24 protein-coding genes are annotated in these 25,500 nt (G+C 59.3%); 4 read left to right on the top strand and 20 right to left on the bottom strand.

Translation table 11 applies throughout. The features are described from left to right. Nucleotides 1-15: 15 nt before the first annotated feature. From CAF53_RS16925 to mgtA, 6 genes are all read right to left on the bottom strand, one after another. A complete protein-coding gene (locus CAF53_RS16925) occupies nt 16-303 on the bottom strand; it encodes a HigA family addiction module antitoxin (RefSeq protein ID WP_039286522.1) in 288 nt (95 codons plus the stop codon). A gap of 11 nt (nt 304-314) precedes the next feature. Further along, the gene (locus CAF53_RS16920) at nt 315-632 is read right to left on the bottom strand and encodes a type II toxin-antitoxin system RelE/ParE family toxin (RefSeq protein WP_332307414.1); all 318 of its coding nucleotides are present in this window, start codon (nt 630-632) and stop codon (nt 315-317) included. Nucleotides 633-1,330: 698 nt separating this feature from the next. Further along, the gene (locus tag CAF53_RS16915; protein ID WP_100238950.1) at nt 1,331-2,518 is read right to left on the bottom strand and encodes an acetate/propionate family kinase; all 1,188 of its coding nucleotides are present in this window, start codon (nt 2,516-2,518) and stop codon (nt 1,331-1,333) included. Then, nucleotides 2,515-3,939, bottom strand: a complete 1,425-nt coding sequence (locus CAF53_RS16910) for a bifunctional enoyl-CoA hydratase/phosphate acetyltransferase (protein ID WP_100238949.1) — start codon at nt 3,937-3,939, stop codon at nt 2,515-2,517. Before CAF53_RS16910 ends, CAF53_RS16915 begins: the two co-directional genes overlap by 4 nt. Nucleotides 3,940-3,942: 3 nt before the next feature. Beyond that, nucleotides 3,943-5,700 carry an alpha/beta fold hydrolase gene (locus tag CAF53_RS16905; protein WP_100238948.1) on the bottom strand — a complete coding sequence of 586 codons (1,758 nt, stop codon included), beginning with the start codon at nt 5,698-5,700 and terminating at the stop codon, nt 3,943-3,945. A 185-nt stretch (nt 5,701-5,885) separates the two neighbouring features. Next, nucleotides 5,886-8,483 (bottom strand): magnesium-translocating P-type ATPase, encoded by a 2,598-nt coding sequence (mgtA, locus tag CAF53_RS16900; protein WP_242443497.1) that lies wholly within the window; start codon nt 8,481-8,483, stop codon nt 5,886-5,888. A 325-nt stretch (nt 8,484-8,808) separates the two neighbouring features. On the opposite strand from mgtA, the gene CAF53_RS16895 reads away from it, so the two are divergent. Next, nucleotides 8,809-9,980 (top strand): IS3 family transposase gene (locus CAF53_RS16895; RefSeq protein ID WP_100238264.1). Its coding sequence is split into 2 segments (ribosomal slippage): nt 8,809-9,073 and nt 9,073-9,980, totalling 1,173 coding nucleotides; the frame shifts between segments, so codons are not numbered across the junction. An 85-nt stretch (nt 9,981-10,065) separates the two neighbouring features. Here the strand turns inward: CAF53_RS16895 and CAF53_RS16890 are convergent. From CAF53_RS16890 to CAF53_RS16880, 3 genes are all read right to left on the bottom strand, one after another. Next, nucleotides 10,066-10,464, bottom strand: a complete 399-nt coding sequence (locus tag CAF53_RS16890) for a type II toxin-antitoxin system VapC family toxin (protein WP_100238947.1) — start codon at nt 10,462-10,464, stop codon at nt 10,066-10,068. Then, nucleotides 10,461-10,712, bottom strand: coding sequence for an AbrB/MazE/SpoVT family DNA-binding domain-containing protein (locus CAF53_RS16885; RefSeq protein ID WP_100238946.1), 252 nt, complete (start codon nt 10,710-10,712; stop codon nt 10,461-10,463). Before CAF53_RS16885 ends, CAF53_RS16890 begins: the two co-directional genes overlap by 4 nt. Before the next feature lie 93 nt (nt 10,713-10,805). Then, nucleotides 10,806-11,977, bottom strand: a protein-coding gene (locus CAF53_RS16880) for an IS3 family transposase (RefSeq protein WP_100238264.1) whose coding sequence is annotated in 2 segments (ribosomal slippage) — nt 10,806-11,713 and nt 11,713-11,977 — 1,173 coding nt in all. Because the reading frame shifts where the segments join, the coding sequence is not laid out codon by codon here. Nucleotides 11,978-12,468: 491 nt separating this feature from the next. Here CAF53_RS16880 and CAF53_RS16870 point away from each other — a divergent pair. Continuing rightward, on the top strand, nt 12,469-13,551 hold the full coding sequence (locus CAF53_RS16870) for an IS5-like element ISSsp126 family transposase (RefSeq protein WP_100238210.1): 1,083 nt from the start codon (nt 12,469-12,471) through the stop codon (nt 13,549-13,551). 92 nt (nt 13,552-13,643) lie between these two features. On the opposite strand, the gene CAF53_RS27135 is transcribed toward CAF53_RS16870, so the two are convergent. The 3 genes from CAF53_RS27135 to CAF53_RS16855 form a co-directional block, all read right to left on the bottom strand. Beyond that, nucleotides 13,644-14,867, bottom strand: coding sequence for a hypothetical protein (locus tag CAF53_RS27135; protein WP_157801279.1), 1,224 nt, complete (start codon nt 14,865-14,867; stop codon nt 13,644-13,646). Between the two features lie 72 nt (nt 14,868-14,939). Beyond that, nucleotides 14,940-15,410, bottom strand: coding sequence for an ABC transporter transmembrane domain-containing protein (locus CAF53_RS16860; RefSeq protein WP_242443556.1), 471 nt, complete (start codon nt 15,408-15,410; stop codon nt 14,940-14,942). Further along, nucleotides 15,323-16,078 (bottom strand): cysteine peptidase family C39 domain-containing protein, encoded by a 756-nt coding sequence (locus tag CAF53_RS16855; protein ID WP_100238942.1) that lies wholly within the window; start codon nt 16,076-16,078, stop codon nt 15,323-15,325. The genes CAF53_RS16860 and CAF53_RS16855 overlap by 88 nt, the downstream gene beginning before the upstream one ends. 1,054 nt (nt 16,079-17,132) lie before the next feature. Here CAF53_RS16855 and CAF53_RS16850 point away from each other — a divergent pair. Beyond that, complete coding sequence (locus tag CAF53_RS16850) at nt 17,133-17,375, top strand: hypothetical protein (protein ID WP_100238941.1); 243 nt, start codon at nt 17,133-17,135, stop codon at nt 17,373-17,375. Between the two features lie 522 nt (nt 17,376-17,897). Here CAF53_RS16850 and CAF53_RS16840 read toward each other — a convergent pair. The 8 genes from CAF53_RS16840 to CAF53_RS16815 form a co-directional block, all read right to left on the bottom strand. Next, complete coding sequence (locus CAF53_RS16840; protein WP_100238940.1) at nt 17,898-18,227, bottom strand: hypothetical protein; 330 nt, start codon at nt 18,225-18,227, stop codon at nt 17,898-17,900. 237 nt (nt 18,228-18,464) lie between these two features. Continuing rightward, a complete protein-coding gene (locus CAF53_RS16835; RefSeq protein ID WP_100238939.1) occupies nt 18,465-18,677 on the bottom strand; it encodes a hypothetical protein in 213 nt (70 codons plus the stop codon). 46 nt (nt 18,678-18,723) lie between these two features. Beyond that, the gene (locus tag CAF53_RS27590; protein ID WP_197707464.1) at nt 18,724-19,077 is read right to left on the bottom strand and encodes a hypothetical protein; all 354 of its coding nucleotides are present in this window, start codon (nt 19,075-19,077) and stop codon (nt 18,724-18,726) included. A 171-nt stretch (nt 19,078-19,248) separates the two neighbouring features. Next, nucleotides 19,249-20,523, bottom strand: coding sequence for a cation:proton antiporter (locus tag CAF53_RS16830; RefSeq protein ID WP_100238938.1), 1,275 nt, complete (start codon nt 20,521-20,523; stop codon nt 19,249-19,251). 19 nt (nt 20,524-20,542) lie between these two features. Next, complete coding sequence (locus tag CAF53_RS16825) at nt 20,543-21,085, bottom strand: transglutaminase-like domain-containing protein (protein WP_242443495.1); 543 nt, start codon at nt 21,083-21,085, stop codon at nt 20,543-20,545. Between the two features lie 80 nt (nt 21,086-21,165). Further along, entirely contained in the window at nt 21,166-21,471 is a 306-nt protein-coding gene (locus CAF53_RS27585; protein ID WP_197707526.1) for a hypothetical protein, read from the bottom strand. A 166-nt stretch (nt 21,472-21,637) separates the two neighbouring features. Beyond that, a complete protein-coding gene (gene groL, locus CAF53_RS16820; RefSeq protein WP_100238936.1) occupies nt 21,638-23,245 on the bottom strand; it encodes a chaperonin GroEL in 1,608 nt (535 codons plus the stop codon). Between the two features lie 629 nt (nt 23,246-23,874). Continuing rightward, nucleotides 23,875-24,696, bottom strand: a complete 822-nt coding sequence (locus tag CAF53_RS16815; protein ID WP_100237067.1) for an IS5 family transposase — start codon at nt 24,694-24,696, stop codon at nt 23,875-23,877. A 339-nt stretch (nt 24,697-25,035) separates the two neighbouring features. Between CAF53_RS16815 and CAF53_RS27125 the strand changes: the two genes are divergently transcribed. Continuing rightward, nucleotides 25,036-25,251 carry a hypothetical protein gene (locus tag CAF53_RS27125; protein WP_157801276.1) on the top strand — a complete coding sequence of 72 codons (216 nt, stop codon included), beginning with the start codon at nt 25,036-25,038 and terminating at the stop codon, nt 25,249-25,251. Nucleotides 25,252-25,500: the final 249 nt, after the last annotated feature.

Raw genomic sequence — 25,500 nt, 5'->3', positions numbered from 1 at the left:
ACCGCACGGGGAGAATCAAGCCGCCAGCAGCGGCTTGATTTCTTCGATGTCGGCGGCCTGATCCACCAGCAAATCATAATGCGTCTGGAGGTTGAGCCAGAACTCCGGCGTCGTACCAAGTGCCTTGGACAGGCGCTTGGCCGTGTCCGGCGTGACCGAAGTCCTCTCCTCGCACAGCCGCTCGATGCGGGTGCGAGGGACATGGATATGCTTCGCCAGCTTGCCAGCGGAAATGCCCATCTCCTCAAGGAACTCATGCTTGAGGATTTCGCCGGGATGAACCGGGGTTTTCAACATGGTCATGACGACTCCCTTCAATGATAATCCACGATCTCTACGCCTTCCGGGCCTTTGTCGGTCCAGACGAAACAGATACGCCATTGGTCGTTGATCCGGATCGAATGCTGGCCCTCACGGTCATCGGACAGGGCTTCCAGCCTGTTACCCGGAGGCGACCGCAAGTCTTCCAGATTCATCGCCGCCTCAAGCATAGCGAACTTCCGCACAGCAGCCCGGAAGATGTCGTTCGGGAAGCCCTTGCCCGGCTTGCCCACCAACACCTGTTCAACCAACTTCCCTTTGGCGCTCTGTATCATGAACTGATACGTATCATTTCGTGATACATAACGCAAGGGGTTTACCGGCCCTTTCTGTGGCTGGCCCCTCGCTCATCGAAATCATCCTTAGATCCTTATGGCGGAACTGGATCGTCAGGCCTGCACCTGTGGGCAGTCGGATAAGGCCGTTGCCAGCATGGGCAGACAGATCTTTGCGCTGCTCGCCGCGGATCGGAAGAGGACTTGACAGTGAATCCATGCCGTTCAAAGGCGCGGCAAAATGGTTGGTTCCCGATTTCAACTGATGGGCATGCCCGACCCTATGTGGCCATCCAGAACTCAAATTTATATTCCGATGTCGGTCTGGTCCGCTATTCAGACCACGCACTCCGAAACTGGCCGACTGAGGCCCGACCGGTAGCCCATTGGTAAATTGACAAAGCGGCCGTTTAGCTGAGCGAAAAAATCCAGGATTCCGCGCGATCAAGCAGTCGGCCTCCTTTCATCGCACGAACGCGAGCCCGAACCTGAATCGAGTCATCCGCCGGTTATAGAGCGATTTCCAGTCAGATGGCATCATCTGACGGTTAAGGAATCGCGGCAAATAAAAGACTTATAGCGGCCGATCTGATTCAATCAGACGGAATCCGCTCTAATCGACCGATGATACGGCATGGGACGCGGCCATGGGAATGCCCATGACCGCCGCGAACATCCAGAAGTTCATATACGCACTCGCGCAAGAAGATGCTGGGTATCGTCGATCCGGGGGGTCATGTGCTGGTTCCTACGATGTTCAGGCTGTGCAGGGCAATCATCCGTTCCTCATCGGTGGGGACGACCAGAATTTTCACCCGGCTGTCCGGCAGATTGATGACGGGGCCATTGCCTGCATTGGCAAGCTCGTCGATTTCCAGCCCAAGCCATTCGAGCCGTCGGCAGATCCGGCTTCGGACATCGGCGTTATTCTCCCCGATGCCCGCCGTGAAAACGAAGCCGTCGAGACCGCCCAGGGACGCAGCGAGGGCGCCGGCTTCGCGTGCGGCGCGCCAGATGAACAGATTGATGGCTTCCTCCGCCTCCGGCGCATCGCTGGCCGCCAGCGCGCGCATGTCGCTGGAGATGCCGGACACGCCAAGCAAACCGGATTGCTTGTAGAGAAGCTGTTCCACCTCAGCCGCACTCATGCCCATCTGTGTCTGGAGATGGAGTACGACCCCAGGGTCGATGCTGCCGCAGCGTGTTCCCATCATGAGGCCATCGAGGGCGGTGAAGCCCATGGTCGTATCCACGCTCCGCCCATCCCGCATGGCGCAGAGGCTGGCCCCATTGCCCAGATGGGCGACGATCACCCGTCCGCCCGCCAGGACAGGATCGATGTCGCGCAACCGGCGCGCGATATATTCGTAGGACAGGCCGTGAAAGCCATAGCGGCGAATACCCTGATCGTGGAGTGCGCGGGGAATGGCCAGGCGCGAGGCCAGCAGCGGCTTGTCATGATGAAAGGCGGTGTCGAAGCAGGCGACCTGCGGCAAGTCGGGCTGGAGCAGCCTGATGGCCCGGATAGCAGCCAGATTATGGGGCTGGTGCAGCGGCGCAAGCGGACAGAGCGTGTCGAGAGTGTCTAGCAGCGCCTCGTCGATCAGCCGCGGCGCGGCGAACTGCGTGCCGCCATGGACAACGCGATGGCCGATGGCCACGACTTCATATCCGTCGAGATGGTCCAGGGCCCAGTCGAACAATTGCTCGAGGAGGTCGGCGTGCGTCAGGTTCGCGCCATCGGGCCAGTCGCGGTCGAGGATCGTCGTTCCGTCAGCTGTCCGGGCGACAAGATGCGGGGCAATGCCGATGCCCTCGATCTTTCCGCCTGCCGACAGAAGTGGCGTGCCCCGCGCATCCAGACCGTAGAGGCCGAACTTGATACTCGACGAACCGGAATTGAGGCTGACGACCGCCTTCATGCCGCCACCGTCCCGGCAAGCCCCGGTGCCGCCTTCGTCGCGGCGCGGGCCAAAAGCGCGCCCACCGCGCAGGAGGCGAGACGCGTGCGCAGGCTGTCGGCGCGACTGGTGAGGATGATCGGCACCCGCGCGCCCAGCACCACCCCGGCGGCATCCGCACCGCCCAGGAAGCTAAGCTGCTTGGCCAGCATATTGCCCGCTTCCAGATTGGGCACCACCAATATTTCCGCAACGCCGGCGACAGGCGAAACTATGCCTTTTTCCTTCGCGGCTGCGGGGCTGATCGCATTGTCGAAGGCGAGCGGCCCATCCACGATGCCGCCGGTAATCTGCCCGCGATCGGCCATCTTGCACAGGGCGGCAGCATCGAGCGTGGATTGCATCGCCGGGTTGACCGTCTCGACGGCAGCGAGGATCGCGACCTTGGGCACCTCGATGCCGATCACATGGGCAAGATCGATCGCGTTTCGGATGATATCCGCCTTTTCCGCCAGCGTAGGCGCGATATTGATCGCCGCATCCGTGATGATCAGCGGCGTCGGATGATCGGGCACATCCATCACATAGGCATGGCTGATGCGGCGTTCGGTTCGCAGACCAGTCGTGGCGGATACCACCGCGCCCATCAGTTCGTCGGTATGGAGCGACCCTTTCATCAAAAGCCTTGCCTCCCCAGACCGCACAAGCCCGACGGCCTTTGCGGCCGCATCATGGCTATGGTCGGCCGGTACGATCCGGAAAGCCGAAATATCCTTGCCCGCCTCGACCGCGGCCGCACGGATCCGCGCTTCGGGTCCAATCAATATAGGCGCAATGAGGCTGGCCTCGGCCGCCTCCGCCACGGCGAGGATCGCCGCCGCGCTGCAGGGATGCGCAACCGCCGTCGTCACGGGCTCTGTAGCAGCGGTCTTTTCCATGAGCGTGCGGTAGCCGTCATGAGTGGACAGGCGCACTTCGGGCAGAGCGATGCGCGGGCGGCATATCTTCTCCGACGGCGCCTTCACCTCGGCCTGTCCGGTGATGACGTCTTTCCCGTCCTGGTTCACGCAGCGGCAGTCGAGCACCACCACCTGATGCTCGGGCCGTTTTTCCAGCACGGTGACGGTCGTGGTGATCGTATCGCCCAGCCCAACCGGACAGACGAAGCGCAGCGACTGGCTGAGATAGATCGCGCCCGGACCGGGCAGTTCCGTACCCAGCACCGCGGAGATCAGCCCGCCGCCCCACATGCCATGGGCGATCACCCGCCGGAACATGTCGGTCGCGGCATAATCGGCATCGAGATGCGCCGGGTTCACGTCGCCCGAGACGAGCGCGAAGAGCTGGATATCCTCCTGGGTCAATGTCCGGATGACGCTCGCCGTCTCACCGAGCGTGATTTCATCGAAGGTGCGGTTCTCGATCATTTCAGCACTGGTCATCTTTCAGTGCTCCAGCACATAGTGGCCGGGCGCGTCTGCGATGGGCGCATAGCCCTTGTCCGCTGCGCCCATGGGCGGGGGTGCAACTGGCTCGCCTGATAGGCGTCCGAGCCACTCGCCCCATTCGAGCCACCATGACCCTTGTTTCTCGGTCGCGTGCAGCAGCCACTCGTCCGCATCGAAGGACAAGCCCTCGGCTTCCCGGGTGAGGATGCGATAGCTGCGTCCCTTGTGGCCGGGTGCGGATACGATGCCGGCGTTGTGCCCGCCGCTGGTTAAAATGAAGGTGATTTCAGCCGGCGCCAGATGATGGATCTTGTAGACCGAATGCCAGGGGGCGACATGATCGCGCGCGGTGCCGACAACGAACATCGGCTTGCGCAAGGCATCCAGTGCAATGGTCCTGCCATCGACCATATATTTGCCTTCGGCAAGATCGTCGTCGAGGAAGAGGTGGCGCAGATACTGGCTGTGCATGGTGTAGGGCATGCGTGTACCGTCTGCGTTCCACGCCATCAGATCGTTCATCGGCACGCGTTCCCCCATCAGATAGGTGCCCAGCACGCGCGACCAGACAAGGTCGTTGGATTGAAGTATCTGGAAGGCGCCGCCCATCTGGCTGCTGTCGAGATAGCCGCGGCTCCACATCATGTTCTCAAGAAGGTTGAGCTGCCCCTCGTCGATGAAGAGGCCAAGCTCTCCCGGTTCGCTGAACTCGGTTTGCGCCGCGAACAGCGTGACGCTGGCCAGACGCTCATCACCATCGCGAGCCATGGCGGCGGCGGCGATGGAGAGCAGGGTGCCGCCCAGGCAATAGCCTGCGGCATGAACCGAGGTGGCGCCCGTTATCGCGGTGATAGCGTCGAGCGCTGCCATAGGTCCCATCTGCCGATAGGCCTCCAAGTCGAGATCGCGATCCGCGCTGCCGGGATTATGCCAGGAGATCATGAAGACCGTAAAGCCCTCGCCGGTGAGCCAGCGGACCAGAGAGTTTTCAGGCGACAGGTCCAGAATATAATATTTCATGATCCAGGCGGGCACGATCAGGATCGGCTCGGGTCGCACCTTGTCCGTGGTGGGTTCATATTGGATCAGTTCGATCAGCCGGTTGCGGAACACGACCTTGCCCTTGGCGGTGGCGACCCTTTCTCCAACCCGAAAATCTTCGGTTCCCACTGGCGGCAATCCGCGAACAAGATGCTGCACATCCTCGATCAGGTTGCGGAAACCATCGACCAGGCATCGACCGCCAGTTTCGAAGATTTTCCTTTGCAGCACCGGATTGGTCGCAAGGAAATTGGTCGGCGCCAGCGTGTCGAGCATCTGCCGCGCGGTGAACTCGATCATATCCTCATGATGCTTGGCGACGCCGTTTATGCCGGTCGTCGCCGCATGCCACCACTGCTGGTTCAGCAGGAAGGCCTGGGACAGGATGTTGAACGGAGCCTGCCTCCAGGCAGGATCGGAGAAGCGCCGGTCCTGTGGCAGTGGTTCGATCGCCGGCAGGGCATTGGGATCGCCAGCGCCGCGCAGCGCGTAGTCGAACAGTCGGGCATATTTGCGCGCCGTCTTGGCACCCAGTTGCATCTGCTTGCCCGGTGCGCAAGCGAGATGCAGGGCCCAGTCGGAAAAGGCCTGGGCGAGTGTGGCGGGAGAGAGGCCGGAAGTGGCCTGGACGATGGCTGCGCCGGCCGCGCGGTCCAGGGTCTCGGCGATGCCGTCGAGCGGGTCGAGGGTGGAGTTCTCTGCTGGGAGGGACATGGGCGTTTCACTCCGTGATGATGCCGCGGTCCCTGCCGCTTGTCGGCAGAATTCGCAGTACGTAATTTCCCTCCTCTCGCAACGTGATGCACTGGAATGGCGGCGCGACGCATATGATCGACAGCAGCTCCGAAGATCCGGTGGCGGCGCTCAAGGTGCTGATCACGCCTTGATCGGCGTTGGGATCATCGCAGAGCCACCCGCTTCAATCCTTCCGCCGATAGCAGATAGGCGGCAACCAGCGTCGCCGTGACCGCCAGGATGGAAACGGCTGGTGCGGCAAAGCCGAGCATCGCGGCGACGGGCAGGAATGGTAGCGCGACCGCCGTCATCAGACAGAGACCGGCCGTCGCCACCAGGATGCGGTGCGGATGTTGCCGCCACATCGGGGCCGACGTCCGGATCACAAAGACCACCAATATCTGCGTCGCCATCGACTCGATGAACCAAGCGGTGCGAAAGGTCGGCACGTCGACATGGAAGATTGCGATCAACGCGGCGAAAGTCGCGATGTCGAACAGCGATGACAAGGGGCCCATGATGACGGTGAAGCGGACAAGGCCGCGCATGTCCCAGCCATGGGGCGAGGCAAGGTCGCGGTTTTCGGCGCTGTCGAACGGGATACCGGTCTGCGACAGATCATAGAGCATGTTGTTGAGCAGGATTTGCACCGGCGTCAGCGGCAGGAAGGGGAGGAATAACGACGCCAGCGCCATTGTCAGCATGTTGCCGAAGTTAGAGCTGGTTCCCATGCGAATATATTTAAGGATATTGGCATAGGTCCGCCGCCCTTCCGCGACACCATCCGCCAGCACGGCAAGATCGGGGGCCAGAAGGATCATGTCCGCTGCTTCGCGCGCGACGTCGGTTGCGCCATCGACCGAAAGGCCGACATCGGCGGCCCTGATCGCGGGCGCGTCATTGATGCCGTCGCCCAGGAAACCAACAATATGACCGCGCGTCTGAAGCGCCCGCACAATGCGTAATTTCTGGTCTGGGGTGACGCGGGCGAAAAGGTCTGTTTCCTCCACCCGGACCGCCAGCGCCTGATCGTCAAGCGCGGCGATCTCGTCTCCGGAAAGGCAGCGGGAAGCTGGCCGATCAAGTGCGCTCATGAGATGCTCCACGGCCGCAGCGGCATCTCCTGAAATGACTTTCGTATGGATGCCCGACGCCTCCAGCCGCGCGATCGCCGCCGCCGCCGAACTTTTGGGCGGGTCGAGGAACAGACAGAAACCGGCGAATATCAGATGGTCGTCATCGTCCGTTTCGATACGCTCGCGACCTTGGGCCGCTTTCCACGCAATGCCCAACAAGCGAAGACCCTCACGAGCGTTGGTATCGTGCAGATCGGAGAGTTGCTTCTTCAGGGCCGCATCCAGCGGTATGACGGTTCCGTCCGCCGCTTCCGCCTGTGTGCAAAGGTCGAGGATGGTTTCCGGCGCACCCTTGACGATCTCGATCCTCTTGCCCTGCCATTCAGCCAGCACCGACACCCGGCGCCTTTCGAAATCGAAGGGACGTTCGTCAAGCTTTTGCCAGTCCCTGAGCGGATGATGCGCCGTATGGGCAAGCAGGGCGTCATCAAGCGGGCTTCGCAGACCGCTCTCGAACCGGGCATTGACGGCGGCAAGCTCAAAGACGCGCTCGCTGTCCGTGCCGTCAATCCCAGGATGGCCGGTCATCACGATGCGGGCCTCGGTAAGCGTGCCCGTCTTGTCGGTGCACAATATGTCCATTTCGCCCAGATCGTGGATGGCGGAAAGCCGCTTCACCACTACCTTGGCCCCAGCCATGCGCTGCGCGCCGCGCGCCAGCCCGATCGTCATGATCATCGGCAGCAGTTCAGGCGTCAGGCCAACCGCCAGCGCCATCGCGAACAGGAAGGATTCGACCGGGGGTCGCCCGAGCGCGAGATGGGCCAGAATCACGAACAGGACGAGGAAGATCGTCATCCGCACGATCAACAGGCCGAGCTTGTGAATGCCCCGCTCGAACGCGGTGGGGAGCTGCGTATCGCCCAGCGATCGGGCAATGCCGCCAAAGTGGGTTTTGTCGCCCGTCTGGACTACCAGCATCGTGGCGCTGCCGCCGATCATCGAACTGCCATGCAGCAGAAGGTTGCTTGCCTCTGCCATTGAGGCGCCGGGTTCAATTTTCGGCGATTTCTCGACCGGAAAAGCTTCTCCCGTCAGCGCGGCTTGGTTAACCTGGGCCACATTGCTCGAAAGCACGATCCCGTCGGCAGGCACCAGATCACCCGCTGACAGCAAGACGACGTCCCCTGGCACCAGATCCCCAACGGCCAAGGGCACCGCGGCACCGTCCCGGACCGTCCGGGCCGTGAGGGCAATCGACTCGCGCAATGCCGCTGCCGTTGCTTCGGCCCGCCGTTCCTGGATCGTGTCCAGGGCAGTGGACAGGAAAACCATGGCGACGATCAGGACGAAACTCGTCATCTCTCCCGTCAGGCCCGCCACGACGGACGCCGCGAGCAGCATCAGCACCAGTGGATTGCCAAGCCGCCGGGCCAAATCCGCAGTGAGCTGCCGAGGGGCCTTCTGGAAAAGGATGTTCGGGCCTATGGTCGCAAGCCTGTTGCGGGCCTCTGCTGAAGACAGGCCCCCGTCACTCGTCTGCAACAAAGTGGTGAGCTCGGCGGCGGTGGAATGCCAGAACTCCATGGGTGTCTGGCTCATCGCGCCGTCCGGCGGACGGGGCACCTTTCCACCCAGGAACGCGGCATCGGCATGCCGGAGGGAGAAAGGCGTGGGAAAGGCCATTACGGCTCCATGGGGACAAGGGGCGATTATGCGAATGTGCGCCGATACCGCTTCCGGCTCGAATCCGTTAAGCTACGTAACTGTACTAGTGTGGTGGATTTGAAATACGCCTCATTATAGCGGCCAGGTGGGGAGCGTATTTCAAATCCATAAACCACAATAGAATCATATATTTGCTAGTGACCCTGATGAATCTGAAGTTCGTTCAACGCCTGCCCAACAATGTGACGAACTTCAGATTCGGGTCAATAGCTACGCTCCGTGATCTGCCCCCTGCTGAGTGGCCCAGAGACTATGATAGTCTGGACCACGAAAGGGACATTGAATGCCGAGCAAGAAGCACAAGCCGGAAGAGATTATCGGCAAGCTACGTGAAGTTGAGATCGTGCTGGCGCAGGGGGCATCGACCGCAGAGGCGTGCCGGCGGATCGCGGTCAGTGAGCAAACCTACTATCGCTGGCGCAAGGAATATGGCGGGCTGAAGACCGACCAGGCGCGGCGGATGAAGGATCTGGAGAAGGAGAACCAGCGGCTTCGCCGTGCGATTTCCGACCTGACCCTGGACAAGCTGATCCTGCAGGAGGCGGCAAAGGGAAACTTCTAAGCCCCGCGCGGCGGCGACGCTGCATTGATCATGTGCGACGAGAGTTTCCGGTATCCGAGCGACGGATATGCCGGGTGCTGGGTCAGCATCGATCGACGCAGCGCAAGGTGCCGCGCGGGGCGGATGACGAGCAGGCGCTGACGGAGGACATCATCGCACTGGCAAAGCAATATGGTCGATACGGCTACCGCCGGGTGACGGCGTTGCTGTGCCATGCGGGTTGGACGGTGAACCATAAGCGGGTCGAACGGATCTGGCGGCGTGAGGGGCTGAAGGTTCCCCAGCGCCAGCCAAAGCGCGGGCGTCTATGGCTCAATGACGGATCCTGCATCCGCCTGCGGCCGGAATATCCGGGACATGTATGGGCCTACGACTTCGTCGAAGGGCGCACGCATGATGGCCGCAAGTTCCGCATCCTGACCATCATCGATGAGGCCAGCCGGGAGTGCCTGGCGCTCGTCGTGGCGCGTCAGCTCAAGCATGAGGATGTTCTGGCGGCCCTAGCCGACCTGTTCATCTCGCGCGGCCCTCCGGCACATATACGGTCCGATAATGGCAGCGAATTTATCGCGACCGCCGTCCAGCAATGGCTGGGGCAGATCGGTGTGAAGACGCTCTACATCACGCCGGGATCACCATGGGAGAATGGCTATAACGAAAGCTTCAACGGGTCGCTTCGCGACGAACTGCTCAACGGCGAGATCTTCTACAGCCTCGCCGAAGCCAAGGTGCTGATCGAAGCATGGCGGCGGCATTACAACACCGTCCGCCCACATAGCAGTCTGGGATACCGGCCACCGGCACCGGAAACGGCGACACCGCCATATCCGGCCTCCGGTTCCGCTACGCTCCACCTCCGTCCGGATATGGCGGCGATGGGCTTAATCCACTAACAAACCTATCGGTCCACTCGGTGGGGGCAGATCAAGAACGCCCGTATCCTTGCACTCAGCCCAATTGGCGGTGCGCCCATCCCTATCACTCCGGATGGGCCGCATTCTGCCCGGCGGCCTGCAAAAGCTTTACGGCCTTTTGGTCAAAGCTCATAAACACATCAGCGCCCAGCCACTGACCATCATGGGCGATGACGCCATCGGCAAAGTCGCCGCCAGCATCGAGGAGAGCGAGGCCAGCTTCTGCCGCACCGCGATCCATGGCGACATTGCCGGCGTTGAGCAGCAGCCGGACCGAGGTCGCGATCTCGGCAGAGGTGAATTTGTAGCCGACCTTGAGAACCCAGCAATATTCGCAGAGCGCGGAAAGCGGCACAGCGACCAGCTCGGCTGTGGACAGGAGCTTACGCGCGACAAAACCTTGGGCGGGATCGTCCTGGGTCGCGGCGCGAACCAGGATGTTGGTGTCCGCTGTAACCTTCACAGCTCTCCAGCCCAACCCTTGGCGATGATCTCGTTCATCTCCTCGATCGAAAGCGAGGGCTGTCCTTCCCGCTTCAACGATCCGCAAAAATCGGCAATGCTTCCGGTCGGACGCTCCGCCCTAATCCGGATTTCACCCCCCGGCATCTTGTCGATGCTGAGCTTATCGCCGGGATGGATACCCAGATGCTGGAGCAAATCCTTCTTGAGCGTGATCTGCCCTCTGGCGGTAACGGTGAGCGCGTTCATCCGGGTGGTCCTTTCAATCCGCCATGTAATGGAAAATTCCATTACATTCAAGCTGAGAGTGATCTGCCCCCACCGAGTGGACCGATAGGTTTGTTAGTGGATTAAGCCCATCGCCGCCATATCCGGACGGAGGTGGAGCGTAGCGGAACCGGAGGCCGGATATGGCGGTGTCGCCGTTTCCGGTGCCGGTGGCCGGTATCCCAGACTGCTATGTGGGCGGACGGTGTTGTAATGCCGCCGCCATGCTTCGATCAGCACCTTGGCTTCGGCGAGGCTGTAGAAGATCTCGCCGTTGAGCAGTTCGTCGCGAAGCGACCCGTTGAAGCTTTCGTTATAGCCATTCTCCCATGGTGATCCCGGCGTGATGTAGAGCGTCTTCACACCGATCTGCCCCAGCCATTGCTGGACGGCGGTCGCGATAAATTCGCTGCCATTATCGGACCGTATATGTGCCGGAGGGCCGCGCGAGATGAACAGGTCGGCTAGGGCCGCCAGAACATCCTCATGCTTGAGCTGACGCGCCACGACGAGCGCCAGGCACTCCCGGCTGGCCTCATCGATGATGGTCAGGATGCGGAACTTGCGGCCATCATGCGTGCGCCCTTCGACGAAGTCGTAGGCCCATACATGTCCCGGATATTCCGGCCGCAGGCGGATGCAGGATCCGTCATTGAGCCATAGACGCCCGCGCTTTGGCTGGCGCTGGGGAACCTTCAGCCCCTCACGCCGCCAGATCCGTTCGACCCGCTTATGGTTCACCGTCCAACCCGCATGGCACAGCAACGCCGTCACCCGGCGGTAGCCGTATCGACCATATTGCTTTGCCAGTGCGATGATGTCCTCCGTCAGCGCCTGCTCGTCATCCGCCCCGCGCGGCACCTTGCGCTGCGTCGATCGATGCTGACCCAGCACCCGGCATATCCGTCGCTCGGATACCGGAAACTCTCGTCGCACATGATCAATGCAGCGTCGCCGCCGCGCGGGGCTTAGAAGTTTCCCTTTGCCGCCTCCTGCAGGATCAGCTTGTCCAGGGTCAGGTCGGAAATCGCACGGCGAAGCCGCTGGTTCTCCTTCTCCAGATCCTTCATCCGCCGCGCCTGGTCGGTCTTCAGCCCGCCATATTCCTTGCGCCAGCGATAGTAGGTTTGCTCACTGACCGCGATCCGCCGGCACGCCTCTGCGGTCGATGCCCCCTGCGCCAGCACGATCTCAACTTCACGTAGCTTGCCGATAATCTCTTCCGGCTTGTGCTTCTTGCTCGGCATTCAATGTCCCTTTCGTGGTCCAGACTATCATAGTCTCTGGGCCACTCAGCAGGGGGCAGATCAGCATCGATCTCCATGATCGCTTTGACGCCTGGAGCTTGATAGTAAAGTTGCTCTTGAACAAATATGTGCTCATCTTGGATTACAACATACTTACGAATTTCCTTCGTTATTCCGTCGTCCAGCCCCAAGGCCTCCCGCGCGAATATCCGCCGCTGGTTTACAACATATTGCGCTCGTGTCTGAAAATCCGTGTCATATACACCATTAGCTGGAAAAGCTTCACCGCGTACGACTTTAGTCGTATTGACTACCGTTTCCAGACTAGGAATTCCTGCCACACGCACACCGCCAAAGGATGTGCGAAATCCCTCACCTTCGAACTCGGTGTAAGAAGTATACCGAATTCCATCAGATGGACACCTCGAAAAACCGGTGGCGTCTGACGGCTTGAGGTGATTCACTGCGCGTACGCGACAGCGGAGGCAGAGATGGCAGTACAGCCGGGTTTCTTTGATCTTTCGGACCGATACGAGGCGCTGAGCGCGGCGGGCGATCCCCTGGAACGGTTGTCCGCCGTGGTGGACTTCGAGCTATTCCGGGGACCGCTGGTGGCCGCGCTGCGACGCGGCCCTCGTAACAAGGGCGGACGACCGCCGTTCGATCCGGTGCTGATGTTCAAAATCCTGGTTCTACAGGCATTGTATTCGCTGTCCGACGAGGCGACCGAGTTCCAGATCAAGGACCGGCTTTCGTTTCAGCGCTTCCTGGGCGTTGGCCTGGAAGGCACCGTGCCCGATGCCACCACGGTCTGGCTGTTCCGCGAACGGCTTGTGAAGGCCAAAGCAATCGACCGGCTGTTCGTGCGCTTCGATACCGCTCTCAAGGATCGGGGCTATCTGGCCATGGGCGGGCAGATCATCGACGCTACCGTCGTGCCCGCGCCCAAGCAACGCAATACTCAGGAGGAGAAGGCGGCGATCAAGGAAGGCCGGATCCCTCAGGACTGGAACCCCGCCAAGACCCGACAGAAAGACCGCGATGCGCGCTGGTCGATCAAATATACCAAAGCCAAGGTCAGGGAAGGCGACGATCCTAAGGCGACAAAGCCGGTCGATCTGGCCATCCCGATGTTCGGCTATAAAAACCATATCGGCATCGATCGGGTCCACGGACTGATCCGCACCTGGGATGCGAGCGCCGCCAATGCCCATGATGGCGCGCGACTGCCCGATCTGATCAGCAAGGAGAACACCGCCTCAGGCGTTTGGGCCGATACCGCCTATCGATCCAAGAAGAACGAGGCGTTTCTCGCCAGGGGCATGTTCACCAGCAATATCCACCAGAAGCGCCTGCCCAAGCGGCCGCTGCCCGAACGGATAGCCAGGGCCAATGCAAGGCGCTCAAAGGTCCGCGCCGCCGTGGAGCATGTCTTTGCCGGGCAGAAACACCGCATGGGCCTCGTCGTCCGCACCATCGGCATCGCTCGCGCCAGGATCAAGATCGGCATGGCCAACCTGGTCTATAATTTCCAGCGTCTCGCCTGGATCGAGGGCAGAGCTGCGCCTGCATGACATGGAATTGGCGCCCAGAACTCCGCCGACACGGCGATCACCCCGCCAATGCCGCCGAAGCGGTGCCTTTCATCAGCGCCGCGTGCCCCTTCCTACGCCATCAGACCAAAATCACCCGGTTTTTCGAGGTGTCCAGATTGCGGAACGAAGAAATAACCAAAAGTACTATCAATCGCCATACCGTGGCTACCGCGATATGCAGAGCCATCCTCCTCAAGAAGGAAGCGCGATTCGGTCCTGAAATACTCTGCACTTCCCGAACCATCGGTACCCAGATGTCGTTGAGTATAGCGCAGATCGATATCAAGCCGACCATTCCCTCCATCAGTAATTATGAAGATTGGACGTAAATTATCATCTTGAACGTCTGTCTCAATTAATCCACCTGCAAGACCATTGGCTTGTCCTGACGTCGACCGGATTCCATCTTGCCCTGGCAACCCACTAAAATCCTGGACTTCACCATTCGTGAGTCGATAAAGCGCCACACCAATTGAGACATATTCCGAAGCATCGTTGCGATCGATTGATACGTTCTTGATCTCATCCAGAATGTGCCTCTGGGTAGCCAAATCATCAGGATTGAGTCCAGCGTCAATGAAACGTTGCTTGACGGTCGCATCCGAAAAATATCCGCCCGTAGCGAACAGTGCATCCTTAATGGTGCTGTCTATAAACTGATCACGGCTCTGAATCGTGATCTTAGCCTTTAACCCTCCCGTTGCACCTCCACCAAGAGCACCTGTTCCCGCGACAGCTCCGCCTTCGATGGTTAGTTCATAACTGTCTTCATAATTACCGCCCGAAGGATTGGAAACGCCCGATTTACGTTTGGATGTGATCAAGAAAGGGGGATCATAGATCGCACCTCCCAAGTTACCAGGCTCATAGCTAACTCCTGATGTGCCAGCCCCGAGCGCTAGTTCAGCCCCCAACAATGCGCCAGAAACTGAAACCCCAGCACCATTCTGGCCAACCTCAAACGAGATCGCGGCGGAAAAAAGCTTAGTCAGGGATACGCTGGCGCCTGCCCCAAACACGAGATCATAAGTGACCTGATAGCCTGAACGCCGAGCGCGTTCTATCAGCTCTCCGAGGGCTACAAAAAAGCTAACTGTATCATTAGCTTCAGCAACAGTTTCTGCTGCTGCGAGGCGACTCAAGTCGGGATATTTATTGATGTCTCCTAACTCGCTGGCGCGTGCATCGATCTTTGCGCCAAGCCGCGAGCGTGCAGTATGACGCAGTTGCGCGAACAATTTGTCCGCACCGATGGGATTGAATAAAGCCTGCCCGATCGCTCCAACGCCGCTCACTGCTCATTCTCCTTTAATTTATTGAGACGCCGCCATTCAGCCAGCACTTCCGTCCAGCTCGCTCCTGGACCGTCATACAACGCAACCGCCATCATCGGGCGCGGGATCCAGTAATCGAGAGCCACCTCGCCCCACGCGTCGATGCGTGTGGCGTAAGCGGTCCACTGAGATGCGGACCTGCTGGAAATCCTGCCAGAGTTGCGAGAGGCGCAGGATCGGCTGCGCGACGCGCCCGGAGAGCATGTTGAAGGCAACCAGCGAGCCAACGCTCAAGTCGCCCGCAATCACTGCCTTTGCCCCGAAATAGAGGATGGCTACCGTCGTCAGCTTGGAAACGACCTGGATGAGATGGCTGCCCCAATTGGCGAGCGTAGCGACAGCAAAGCCGGTATTGGTGTAGCCGGCAAATTGCTTTTCCCATTTGGCGCGCATCTGCGGCTCGACCGCCATCGCCTTCAAGGTGCCGATGCCCGTGACGCTTTCGACCAGGAATGCCTGGTTTTCCGCCCCGCGCTTGAATTTTTCGTCCAGCTTCGCGCGCAGGGGCGGCGTGATGACGATCGAGATCGCCGCATAGATCGGAATCGACAGAGCCACAATAGCGTGGTCAGCGACTGATGCACCAGTACCTTGTCGATGACGAGTTGGAAGAAGATAGGAGAAACCAGTCCCATCAATTGCAGGAAGAAGGAGCCGATCAACACATCACCCAAGGCGCCGCGATATTTGACCAGGGCGGGAATGAACCAGCTGATGTCGAAGGGGCGCGAAACGCCCGCCATCTGCTCGCGCGTGGTCATGAGCAAAAGGCGACCGGCAAAGCGTCCATCCATCTCAGCGCTGGTCCACACCTCCGGCCTTTCACCATCACCGCGTTGGATCAGGAAACGGAGAGCCTCCTCCTGCTGATCGACCTTCAGCAGAATGACGATCTGTCCGTCGCGCAGTTCGGCGAGCGCAGGCAAAGGCAACTTCGCTAAATCGGCGAGCGAAGCGGATCTGATCTTTGCGACAATTTTCAGCCGCTTGGATATCCGCGCCAGATCCTCCAAGCCATAGCCGTTCGCAGGCTCGCCGTGATCGTGCGCGATCTGCCCCGGATCAGCGGGCACGCCCAGGAATTTCGCCAGGAGGACGAACGCGGACAGAGCGAGATTAGATTCGGGACCGCGCTGAGCATCGCTACCCGCTATTGATGACGTGGACGTCATTCAGACCGATTCGGCGTAAAAGACGATTTACCCAGCGCACAGACAGCCGCCGAGTCCAGAGACCCAATCACGCGCTCACCCCCGTAAAAATCACCCCAATTACGGAGGGCGCGACCCCATCATTATCCCCCGTGTTTCAGACTGTTAACAAACCGAGTTTTGCCTCGCAACCTACTATTGGCAGCGACGAGGGAATAATCATCCATAACGGAGCGTATATAATAATTAACGTTTCGCCTTCGTAATATCATGCCATGCGCAAAGGAAATATCGCCACTTCTTATGGATGGAGAGCAAATGAATCCCCGTGCAAATTGCCTCGATCCGAAAAGGGTCAGAGCAAGAAATTAGCATGCGCCCAGCAGGCTACAGTCATTGTCAATCCCGGCCGGCGGTCAGTTACATAGAGCCGCTCGAACAGGCATAGACATCGACTTGCAGGAAGGCCGCGAAAGCCCTGACATGTTCATGCGGGCGCTCACAGTCCCACATGAGATGAAGGTCACCCTCGTGTCGGCTTTTGGGACTTTCGCGACTGTCCGGTTCCGGAGTTCAAAAGGACAAAGCGGACGTTGTCGAAAGCTGGAATTGCAACTGCTGTGTCTCTGTAGGTTCAACTCGACAAGCTGCGCGGTATGCGGCCGCAGTCTGGCGATTGATATGGCATGGGATGCATCTGCCAGGACGTCGGAAGCCAAACGCGTTTCCTTTCGGTGCAGACCCATGTTTGTCAGGGCAATTGCCCGGGGCCCCCATTTCACTCGCCCCGTACTGCTGCAACCCGCCGCTCTCCCAAGCGCGCTTCGCCGACAATGTCGGGCTCACTGTTCGCAAAGAATCTCGGCAACCAACCCGTCAGTTTTGGCGAGCTGAATGCGGTTATCGCGCAGTTTTGCTCCGGGCTACAGAAATATTGGCATGAAGATGGAAACGATGCCGTCATCCAACCGGATATATGGTATAGTTCATCATCACTCGATTTTGATCGCAAGCATCCTGTGACAGAGAGACATCCGCTCCCGCTTGCCTGACGGGAGTTCCTCCCATGATTACAATGCGTAAATACGAGACGAAGAATCCCCAATGGAATGATGATTTTGTCGGGGCGGTCGCCCGCATGGCCTATGCAGGATCGATCCACGGCTATGAAAAAATCGTCGCCGCCAGGATCTGGCTGAAAGGCCATATTCGAAGAGCCGGAGACGATGCGTGGGCTGCGGGACGAAAGGTTGAACTCGAAGATGCCCTCGACGAATGGGAGAATGAGGGTGGCCGCCTGGTTAAGCGGGAAGGCTGATCCCGGTTGCGCCGTTACTACTCAGCGATTCGTCCATTCTTATCTTGAAGGAGCGTTCCCGATGGCCAAAAGTCAAAAAAGATCGAACCGCGAGGTTCGTAAACCCAAGGCCGCAAAGCCCCCGAAACACAATGCCTCCAGCCCTTCGCAAAAGCCGGGTATATTGAGCATTGTGACGCTGAAAAGCTGATTACGTTATCGGTGCTGAGCGGGTGCGTCTTTCAATCGTCTATTGGCCGTTGCAGAGGGCCGAAGTCGGTCTTGTCCGCTGCGAGCTTCATGTGGGCGTGTCCCTTTTCCTCGTCCTCCCCGTGCAATTGCAGAGCGATTGCTGCGTCTTGCGCGCTTAACCTACCCCGCTCTCCGCTTTCCTGAAACTCCGCCTCCATGGCCTGGACCTCCCAGGCGCTGGCGGCCGCAAGTGCGGTCCTGCGCACCTTCTCAAGGGGGGAGGCCGCCGCGACCTGCCGATGATGTGCTGCCTGCCGCCGGCACATGGCTGAACTGTTGAGCATGGCTGACCTACCGGCTGCCGTCGGATGGTATGTTTTGGACCCAGACAGGAGTCCCGGGCCAATTCGCGGGCGGGACCCCGCCCGCTCGCGCAGCCTTTTGATCGCGTTTCCAGGCCGCATACAGATGTTCGGGATCAACCGGGTGACGCTCGATGGCCGCGCCATTTCTGATGCGCAGCGTTGTAGCTATCCGGCGTAAGGCCGTATGGACATTGCCCTCAAGCACCTCCTCTTCCGTTTCCACATCATAGGTGCCGGCGGGAAGAGGCGTTTCGAATTCCGGCAGTTGGAATGGCTCGGAAAATATCACCGATTTGTGGGTGGTCTGACTGATCATGACGGCTACTCGTTAGAAGGGCAGGTAGGCAGCAAAGCGTCTGACATCGATTATCTCCCATTTGCAGGCGGGAGCACGATGGTCTCTCTGTCACGACATGCCTGGGGCAAAAATCCGGGTGATCGCGCATTGTAGCACAGATATGGCTCAGGGCTGCACCTAATCGAGGTGGACGGGAAAGAGCGGAAAGGAACGCCGCCGCTGGCCCTTCTTCACCACACGACCCGCCAGCGACGCTCATGTGGCTTGCAGGTCGTCGAGGGCGCCGTTGAGGCGTTGCATATCGGCCCGGGACAGCGCACCCCCGCGCGCAAGCTTGTCGCGAGCAGTCGTGAGCAGACATTCCAGCCGCTGTAGTTTTATCAGTTCGCTTGCCGGCACAGACGGCAGGCGAGATTGTGCCTGTATCAGTGAAACCGCCAGGCCAACGTTGTTCTGGGATATATTCATGATGCCTCTTTCCATGATCCAAATGCGGCGCTTGAGGGCGCTGGCGTCAATTGTTCAGCCACAAAATCACCGCTGCTCCCGCGATCAGGACCAGCAGGCCGTTCAGAGTGACGGCCCGCATCAACGTGTCGTCGCGAAACAGGTCGGCGGACAGTTGGAGAGTGGTAAGTTTGCGCAGGAGATGGGGCCTTGACGGAGGCATACCGAATGCCGTGCCTCCCTCATTTTCCCAGTCGTCTATTGCGCCCTCCAGTTGGCGTTCGCGGTCTTGCGAAATCGAAGCAGCGCAACGTGCGCGTTCTCGCTCTGCCCCGAGGGCAAGCCCCTGTCGCTCTACGTCGGCCTGTCTTGCGTGCTGTCGCAGCGACAATGATGAATGTGAATCTTGCGATGTAGACATGTCGCTCTCCTCGCCAAACGGGAGCGCTCTTGTCTCTCAGCCACGGCCTGTCTGGATGATTTGAGCCGTAATACGCCATGATAGCATGTAACGGTCAGGCCACCTAACGACTTGTTTGGAAGAAGCCTCCATTCCAGCAATGCCGGAATGTCCTTGGAGAAGCTTGCTTCCTCACATTGACGGTGGCCTTCCAGCATCGGTATTTGGCCGCGCCTGCCATTTATCGAGGAATTGCAAAGCCGGAGTGACGGTGATGCCATGCAGCAGGATCGAAACAAGCACCGTCAGGGCGGCGATGCTCCAAAGCTTCGCCGGGTCAGGGAAATCTGCCTGATTGAGGGCGAAGGCGAGATAATAGATCGTGCCCATTCCTCTAATTCCAAAGAAAGAGATCACGACCTTTTCCCATCTGGGTATCTGCGATCCGCTGAGGCTGATGAAGCCAGCGAGCGGACGCGCGACAAGGACGGTGAGGGAGGTGAAAAGAATGATCCGGGCATCCAGCCTTGCCAGCAAGCCGGCATGCATGACCATGCCGCCGAACAGGACGAGCATCATCATCATGAGCAGGCGTTCGGTTTCCTCCGCGAACTCATGCAGCCGATGCTGGTAGCTGTGGTCACGGCTGGCATGACGAAGGCCGAGCGCCGCCACGAACACAGCAAGAAATCCGTAGCCCCCAGCCAATTGCGTCAGTCCGTAAGCAAACAGCGCGGCGCCCAGGGCTACGAAACCGTCGCCGGTTCGCGACAACTTGGCCACATTGGGAAGGTGGAAGGTCAGATAGCCGAGCACCCTGCCAATGCCATAGCCCATGCAGAGCCCGACCAGAAGTTTCCAGATCAGGTCGATCAGCAGCCAGCGTCCGAACGCCTCGGTCCCAAACGACAGGCTTGTCAGGGCGATCGCCAGATTGACGAAGGGGAAGGCCAACCCGTCATTCAGTCCCGCTTCGGATGTGAGCGCGACGCGGGCTTCGCCTTCCTCGCCCTCGCCGGGGGCGCCGACCTGAACGTCGCTGGCCAGCACGGGGTCGGTCGGCGCGAGACTTGATCCTATCAACACTGCCGCGGCAACTCCCAGCCCCAGAAGGGACGAGGCGAGCGCTGCGACCAGCAGGATCGTGATCGGCATCGCAATCGCAAGAAGACGCCAGGTGAGCGCCCAGCGATGAAGCCCGATTAGCCTGTCGATCTTCAGGCCGGCGCCCGTCAGTGAAACCACTACGACCAGTTCGCTCAGGCGTTCGACGGCGATTGGGTGTTGCAGCGGATGAACGGCCAAGGGGTGCAACGCTGGCAGGGTAAACAAGGCTGCGCCGGCCAAGACGCAGAAGATCGGCAGCGAAAGCGGCATTTTCCGCATGATCATCGGAATCCAGGCCGTCATCAATATGATCGCACCGAGGCCCGCCAGTATCTGGATGTAAAGAGCGGCGTTGGGCATGGCTCCTTCCTGCGCCCCGTCAGAGCGGCCCAACGCTCACGCGAACGTCTATGTCGAGGAAATCGTCCGAAGCGCCAGTAAAGCCGCCGCGGATGGGCATGATCTGACTGTTGCACCGGCCAACGGCCACGGCAATCAGGTTAGACGATCCAACGCGGCGGTGTGTGAGATCAAAAGCGATCCAACCTGCCGTCGGAAGATAGACTTCGGCCCAGGCATGTGTCGATCCCGGATCGTGCACACCAGCGTCAGGATCGAATAGATATCCCGAAACCGCTCTGGCTCCAAAGCCCAGATGGCGAACCCCTTCGATGAACGGCGCAGCGATGTCACGGCATGACCCGCTTGCCATCGCCAGCGTCTCCAACGGCAACTGCGTCCCCTCCTCGTCCCGCAGGCGATAGCTTATCGCATCGCAGATGCCGGCGTTGATATCCTTGAGCAGCGACAGCGTGTCTGTTGGCGCACCCGCGACGAAGCCGCGAGTCCAGTTGCCCAATCGGCCTTCATCGTCGGCATGCTGGGGCTGGAGCTGCCTGCACATCACTGAACTGTTGAACATGGCTGGTCTACCATCTGCCATTGGTGGGTGTGTTTCGGAGCCACAGAGGAACCCAGCGCCAGTTCGTGGGCGGAGGGGCATCAGCGGGCCGGGTCTGCTCTCGTTGTCGTCGAACCAGCCGGAACCAACCCGCTTCGCGCGGCATCCTGATCTCGCTGCCATGCCGCCTCCAGATGCAGGGGATCGACCTGGTGATGCTCGATGGTGGGGCCCGTTCGTATGCGCAAGCTCGCCGCTGTCCGGCGGAAGGCGGTATGGACATAACCTTCAAACGCTTCTTCGTCCGTTTCCACCACATAGGTTCCGGCGGGCAAAGGCGCTTCGAACCCTAGCAGGTGGAAGGGCGCCGAAAATGTCATCGATTTGCGCGTGGTACGGGTGGTCATGACAGCATCGCAGCGACAGCGCGGATGTAGCCCAGATCGTCAGACATTGCGCTATCTCTTGTTTGCAGGCGGGAGCACTATGGTCTCTCTGTCACAACATGCCTGCGGCACGATCAGGTGATGGCGGGTTGTAACATGGAACGTCCCGGCAACCCGCATCTATTCGTCAGGGCACCCCGACCGAAGCGATGCCGATGCCCAATTCGGCAACCGCCGCTTCGGTGGTGATCAGCAGCCCGGCAATGGAGGCCGCATCCTGCAAGGCCGTGCGGATAACCTTGGTCGGATCGATAACACCCGACTGGAAGAGATTCTCATATTGCTCGCTCTGCGCATTGAAGCCGAGATTCTCGTCCTTCCCGTCCAGCAATCGCCCGGCGACCACGCCACCATCATATCCGGCATTTTCCGCAATCTGACGAAGCGGCGCCTGGAGCGCCCTGCGGATTATGGCGATGCCGCGCCGCTGGTCGTCGTTGACGGGATCAAGACCATCCAGCGCCTTCGAGGCATAGAGAAGGGCGATGCCGCCGCCGGGCAATATGCCTTCCTCTACCGCTGCGCGGGTCGCGTGCAGGGCATCCTCCACCCGATCCTTGCGCTCTTTGACCTCCAATTCGGATGATCCGCCGACCTTGAGGACGGCCACGCCACCGGACAATTTGGCGAGGCGCTCCTGGAGCTTTTCCCGGTCATAGTCGCTGCTACTGGTTTCGATCTGCGCCTGAAGCGCCGCGACCCGCGCCTTGATCACCGCCGGGCTGCCTGCTCCGTCGACGATCGTGCTGTTATCCTTCGTGATCGTCACGCGCTTGGCCATGCCCAGCTTGTCCAGCGTGACATCCTCCAATTTGATGCCAAGATCCTCCGTCACGACGTCGCTTGCCGTCAATATGGCGATATCCTCCAGCATAGCCTTGCGCCGGTCGCCAAAGCCCGGCGCCTTGACCGCTGCGACCTTCAGCCCGCCGCGCAGCTTGTTGACGACCAGCGTCGATAGCGCATCCCCTTCGACATCCTCGGCGATGATGAGCAGCGAACGGTGCGCTTTGGCGACCGCTTCCAATAAGGGTAGCATGGCCTGCACATTGCCCATCTTCTTCTCGTGGATCAGGATGACCGGGTCTTCCAATTCCACCGTCATTTTCTCGCTGTCAGTCATGAAATAGGGCGACAGATAGCCGCGATCGAACTGCATGCCCTCGACCACCTCCAGCTCGAATTCGACGCTCGCTCCCTCCTCGATGGTGATGACGCCCTCCTTGCCGACCTTCTCCATCGCCTCGGCGATCCGGTTGCCCACCACCTCGTCACCATTGGCCGAAACGATGCCGATCTGGGCTATTTCCTGATTGTTCGATACCGGCTTGGACCGCACCTTGAGTTCGGCGACGACGGCGGTAACGGCCAGGTCGATGCCGCGTTTGAGGTCCATCGGATCGATGCCCGCCGCTACCGACTTCATCCCTTCCCGAACGATCGCCTGCGCAAGGACGGTCGCCGTCGTGGTACCGTCTCCGGCATGGTCATGCGCTCTGGACGCGACGGCGCGGATCATCTGCGCGCCCATATTCTCGAACTTGTCCTTGAATTCCATTTCCTTCGCGACGGTGACGCCGTCCTTGGTGATCCGGGGCGCTCCAAAGCTCCTGTCGATGAGGACGTTGCGTCCCTTGGGGCCCAAGGTCACGCGCACGGCATTGGCGAGGATGTCCACACCGCGTGCGATGCCTTCACGGGCTTCGTGCGCGAATTTCACGTCTTTGGCTGTCATGGCTTGGGTCCGACTTTCCTGGCGCTGGGCCGCGACCAAAATGTCGCTTTCACAACCGGAAGCCAGCGCTGCCAATTTGCGAGCTGGCAGTCTCAAATCCGACTGCCAATGGCCATGATATGCGCCCTGCCGGAATTAATAACAAGATCGACTCCTTCCATTATTGCGCTCTGATACGCGCAATTTACGGGGCGTGAATTTTCCCGCTAATTCCGTCTTCGAATACGATCCCCAAATATTCGAATCGCTAAATAGGGCGTGGGAAGATCGCAGGTTGGGAGAAATCGACAGGCTCTTGTCCAGCCTGCCCACGCTAAATTGATAAATGCGTCAAGGGGATAAACGGGTTGTACATAGTGATCATGGACGTAAATCCCGCCAGGCAAGCGGGAGTGGCCAAGTCTCTCTGTCACAAGATGCTTGCGGTCGAAATCGAGTGGTTGGTAACTAAATCATATATGGGTGGGATAGCCGACTAAAATAGGCTTCCCAGTCAATGAATACGCACGGCTACGCCTATCATTTCTGATACGAAACATGTACATGCCCACGAAGTCTTCTCACCTCAGTGTAATATTATGACAATGATCTCGATCTTAGAGTCTGATTCAAAATTATCCTTTGCGAATTCATAGCCTTGCGATGCGGCGGGCAAAGAGCTGGATCGAGGCGATGAACAGCCATGCGGTTGCTGACGCGATGGTTTGCTCGAAGTCCTTGGCCAGTCGGCGGTTTCGATTCAGCCATGCCAGCGTCCGCTCTACGACCCAACGGCGTGGAAGGACCACGAAACCCTTGGCGGTATCGGACCGTTTGACGATCTCGAGGGTCCATTTGCCGATCCGGCGCAGCGCCTGTCGGAGTTTGTCGCCAGCATAGCCGCCATCGGCAAACACATAGCGCAGCCACGGGAAGCGCTTGATGATCTCGGCCAGCACCAGCGGTGCACCGTCTCGGTCCTGGATGTCAGCGGTGTGGATCACGGCGTGGACCAGATTGCCCTCGGTGTCAGTCAAAATGTGGCGCTTGCGACCCTTGATCTTTTTGCCCGCATCATAGCCGCGAGGACCGCCGGATTCGGTGGTCTTGACGCTCTGGCTGTCGATGACCCCGGCACTGGGCGAGGCATCGCGCCCGGTCGCCTCGCGCCCGATCAGCAATAGGGCATGATTGAGCGATAACCAGAGCCGGTTGTCCCGCCACAGGTAGAACCAGCGCCGCACTGTCGAGACCGGCGGAAAGCACGGTGGCAGCATCCGCCACGGCAGACCGCCGCGCAACAGATACAGGATCGCCTCGACAATCCGCCTGAGCGGCCACTTGCGCGGACGGCCCACATGCGACGGCGGCGGAAAAAACGGCTCAAGCAGCGCCCATTCGGCGTCGGTCAAATCACTTGGCAAAGCCAAGTCCGCGCGGGCATACTGCGCCCGAGTGGTGTCGGTCCACATCGTTGATCTCCGGTAGTCTTCGCAAAACCACCTGAATCAACGACTTGGGCTGGCGTCAAGCTAACCCGCTGATACCACTCAACTTAGTTTCGGATCAGGCTCTTACTCGTGATTATCAATAACAATCGGCAAAATATGAAATTATCAAACCGGAAATATCTGATTCTATTATGTAAATAATTTTCATATTTTGATAACATTGCCCTACTTATAAAGCAGAAATTAATTAATTATCTTGATGTAATTATGATATATAGGCCGTGTCGCACGAAAGTTCCTGCAGACACTCGTTTCGACTGAGAGATTCATATACTCTCGCTTGCTGGCCGGAGACGTCTCATGGAAGATCTCAATCATTTGCTGAAGCGGGAGCAGGAAGAAATCATGCGCGCCAAAGCATCAGCCTGTGGCGTCACCCGTCAAGTTCACGAGGGACTTGCCCATAGCTATGCCCAGCGGATTCAAAATCACCGACTCCCCTATCGTTCTGTGGCAATCAGCGGCCATCGTTCTTTCGATCCCAATCCTTTTGGAGGGGGAGGTAGCCAGTCATGACCCGCGTAGTGAATATCGACACATCCGAGACCGCAATAAAATCGCTATGTAAGCAGCAATCCATTCGTATTTCGACGATTGAGCCGCTTCTGTCTGGAGGCACACGAGTCGTCCTGGCGGATCCAGCAGATGCCGATACCGTGCGTGAACTGATGAGGGACAAGCTGCTCAGCGGAACGACGAAGCGGTCTTCATCTTATGTATTGCGTCGGCCTATCCCATGGCACTGATGATTCATACCGGTCCATT

It is taken from the genome of Sphingobium sp. LB126 (genome assembly GCF_002795205.1).
In the GTDB taxonomy this organism is placed as follows: Bacteria; Pseudomonadota; Alphaproteobacteria; order Sphingomonadales; family Sphingomonadaceae; genus Sphingobium; species Sphingobium chungbukense.
This window is presented reverse-complemented; position numbering and strand designations above follow the sequence as displayed.

Bases quoted from the DNA above. Each gene is read 5' to 3' on its own strand.
- CAF53_RS16925 (WP_039286522.1), bottom strand. From the start codon at position 303: ATGACCATGTTGAAAACCCCGGTTCATCCCGGCGAAATCCTCAAGCAT.
- CAF53_RS16915 (WP_100238950.1), bottom strand. From the start codon at position 2,518: ATGAAGGCGGTCGTCAGCCTCAATTCCGGTTCGTCGAGTATCAAGTTC.
- CAF53_RS16910 (WP_100238949.1), bottom strand. From the start codon at position 3,939: ATGACCAGTGCTGAAATGATCGAGAACCGCACCTTCGATGAAATCACG.
- CAF53_RS16905 (WP_100238948.1), bottom strand. From the start codon at position 5,700: ATGTCCCTCCCAGCAGAGAACTCCACCCTCGACCCGCTCGACGGCATC.
- mgtA (WP_242443497.1), bottom strand. From the start codon at position 8,483: ATGGCCTTTCCCACGCCTTTCTCCCTCCGGCATGCCGATGCCGCGTTC.
- CAF53_RS16885 (WP_100238946.1), bottom strand. From the start codon at position 10,712: ATGAACGCGCTCACCGTTACCGCCAGAGGGCAGATCACGCTCAAGAAG.
- CAF53_RS16870 (WP_100238210.1), top strand. From the start codon at position 12,469: ATGGCAGTACAGCCGGGTTTCTTTGATCTTTCGGACCGATACGAGGCG.
- CAF53_RS16855 (WP_100238942.1), bottom strand. From the start codon at position 16,078: ATGACGTCCACGTCATCAATAGCGGGTAGCGATGCTCAGCGCGGTCCC.
- CAF53_RS16850 (WP_100238941.1), top strand. From the start codon at position 17,133: ATGCGTAAATACGAGACGAAGAATCCCCAATGGAATGATGATTTTGTC.
- CAF53_RS16840 (WP_100238940.1), bottom strand. From the start codon at position 18,227: ATGATCAGTCAGACCACCCACAAATCGGTGATATTTTCCGAGCCATTC.
- CAF53_RS16835 (WP_100238939.1), bottom strand. From the start codon at position 18,677: ATGAATATATCCCAGAACAACGTTGGCCTGGCGGTTTCACTGATACAG.
- CAF53_RS27590 (WP_197707464.1), bottom strand. From the start codon at position 19,077: ATGTCTACATCGCAAGATTCACATTCATCATTGTCGCTGCGACAGCAC.
- CAF53_RS16830 (WP_100238938.1), bottom strand. From the start codon at position 20,523: ATGCCCAACGCCGCTCTTTACATCCAGATACTGGCGGGCCTCGGTGCG.
- CAF53_RS16825 (WP_242443495.1), bottom strand. From the start codon at position 21,085: ATGTTCAACAGTTCAGTGATGTGCAGGCAGCTCCAGCCCCAGCATGCC.
- CAF53_RS27585 (WP_197707526.1), bottom strand. From the start codon at position 21,471: ATGACCACCCGTACCACGCGCAAATCGATGACATTTTCGGCGCCCTTC.
- groL (WP_100238936.1), bottom strand. From the start codon at position 23,245: ATGACAGCCAAAGACGTGAAATTCGCGCACGAAGCCCGTGAAGGCATC.
- CAF53_RS16815 (WP_100237067.1), bottom strand. From the start codon at position 24,696: ATGTGGACCGACACCACTCGGGCGCAGTATGCCCGCGCGGACTTGGCT.
- CAF53_RS27125 (WP_157801276.1), top strand. From the start codon at position 25,036: ATGGAAGATCTCAATCATTTGCTGAAGCGGGAGCAGGAAGAAATCATG.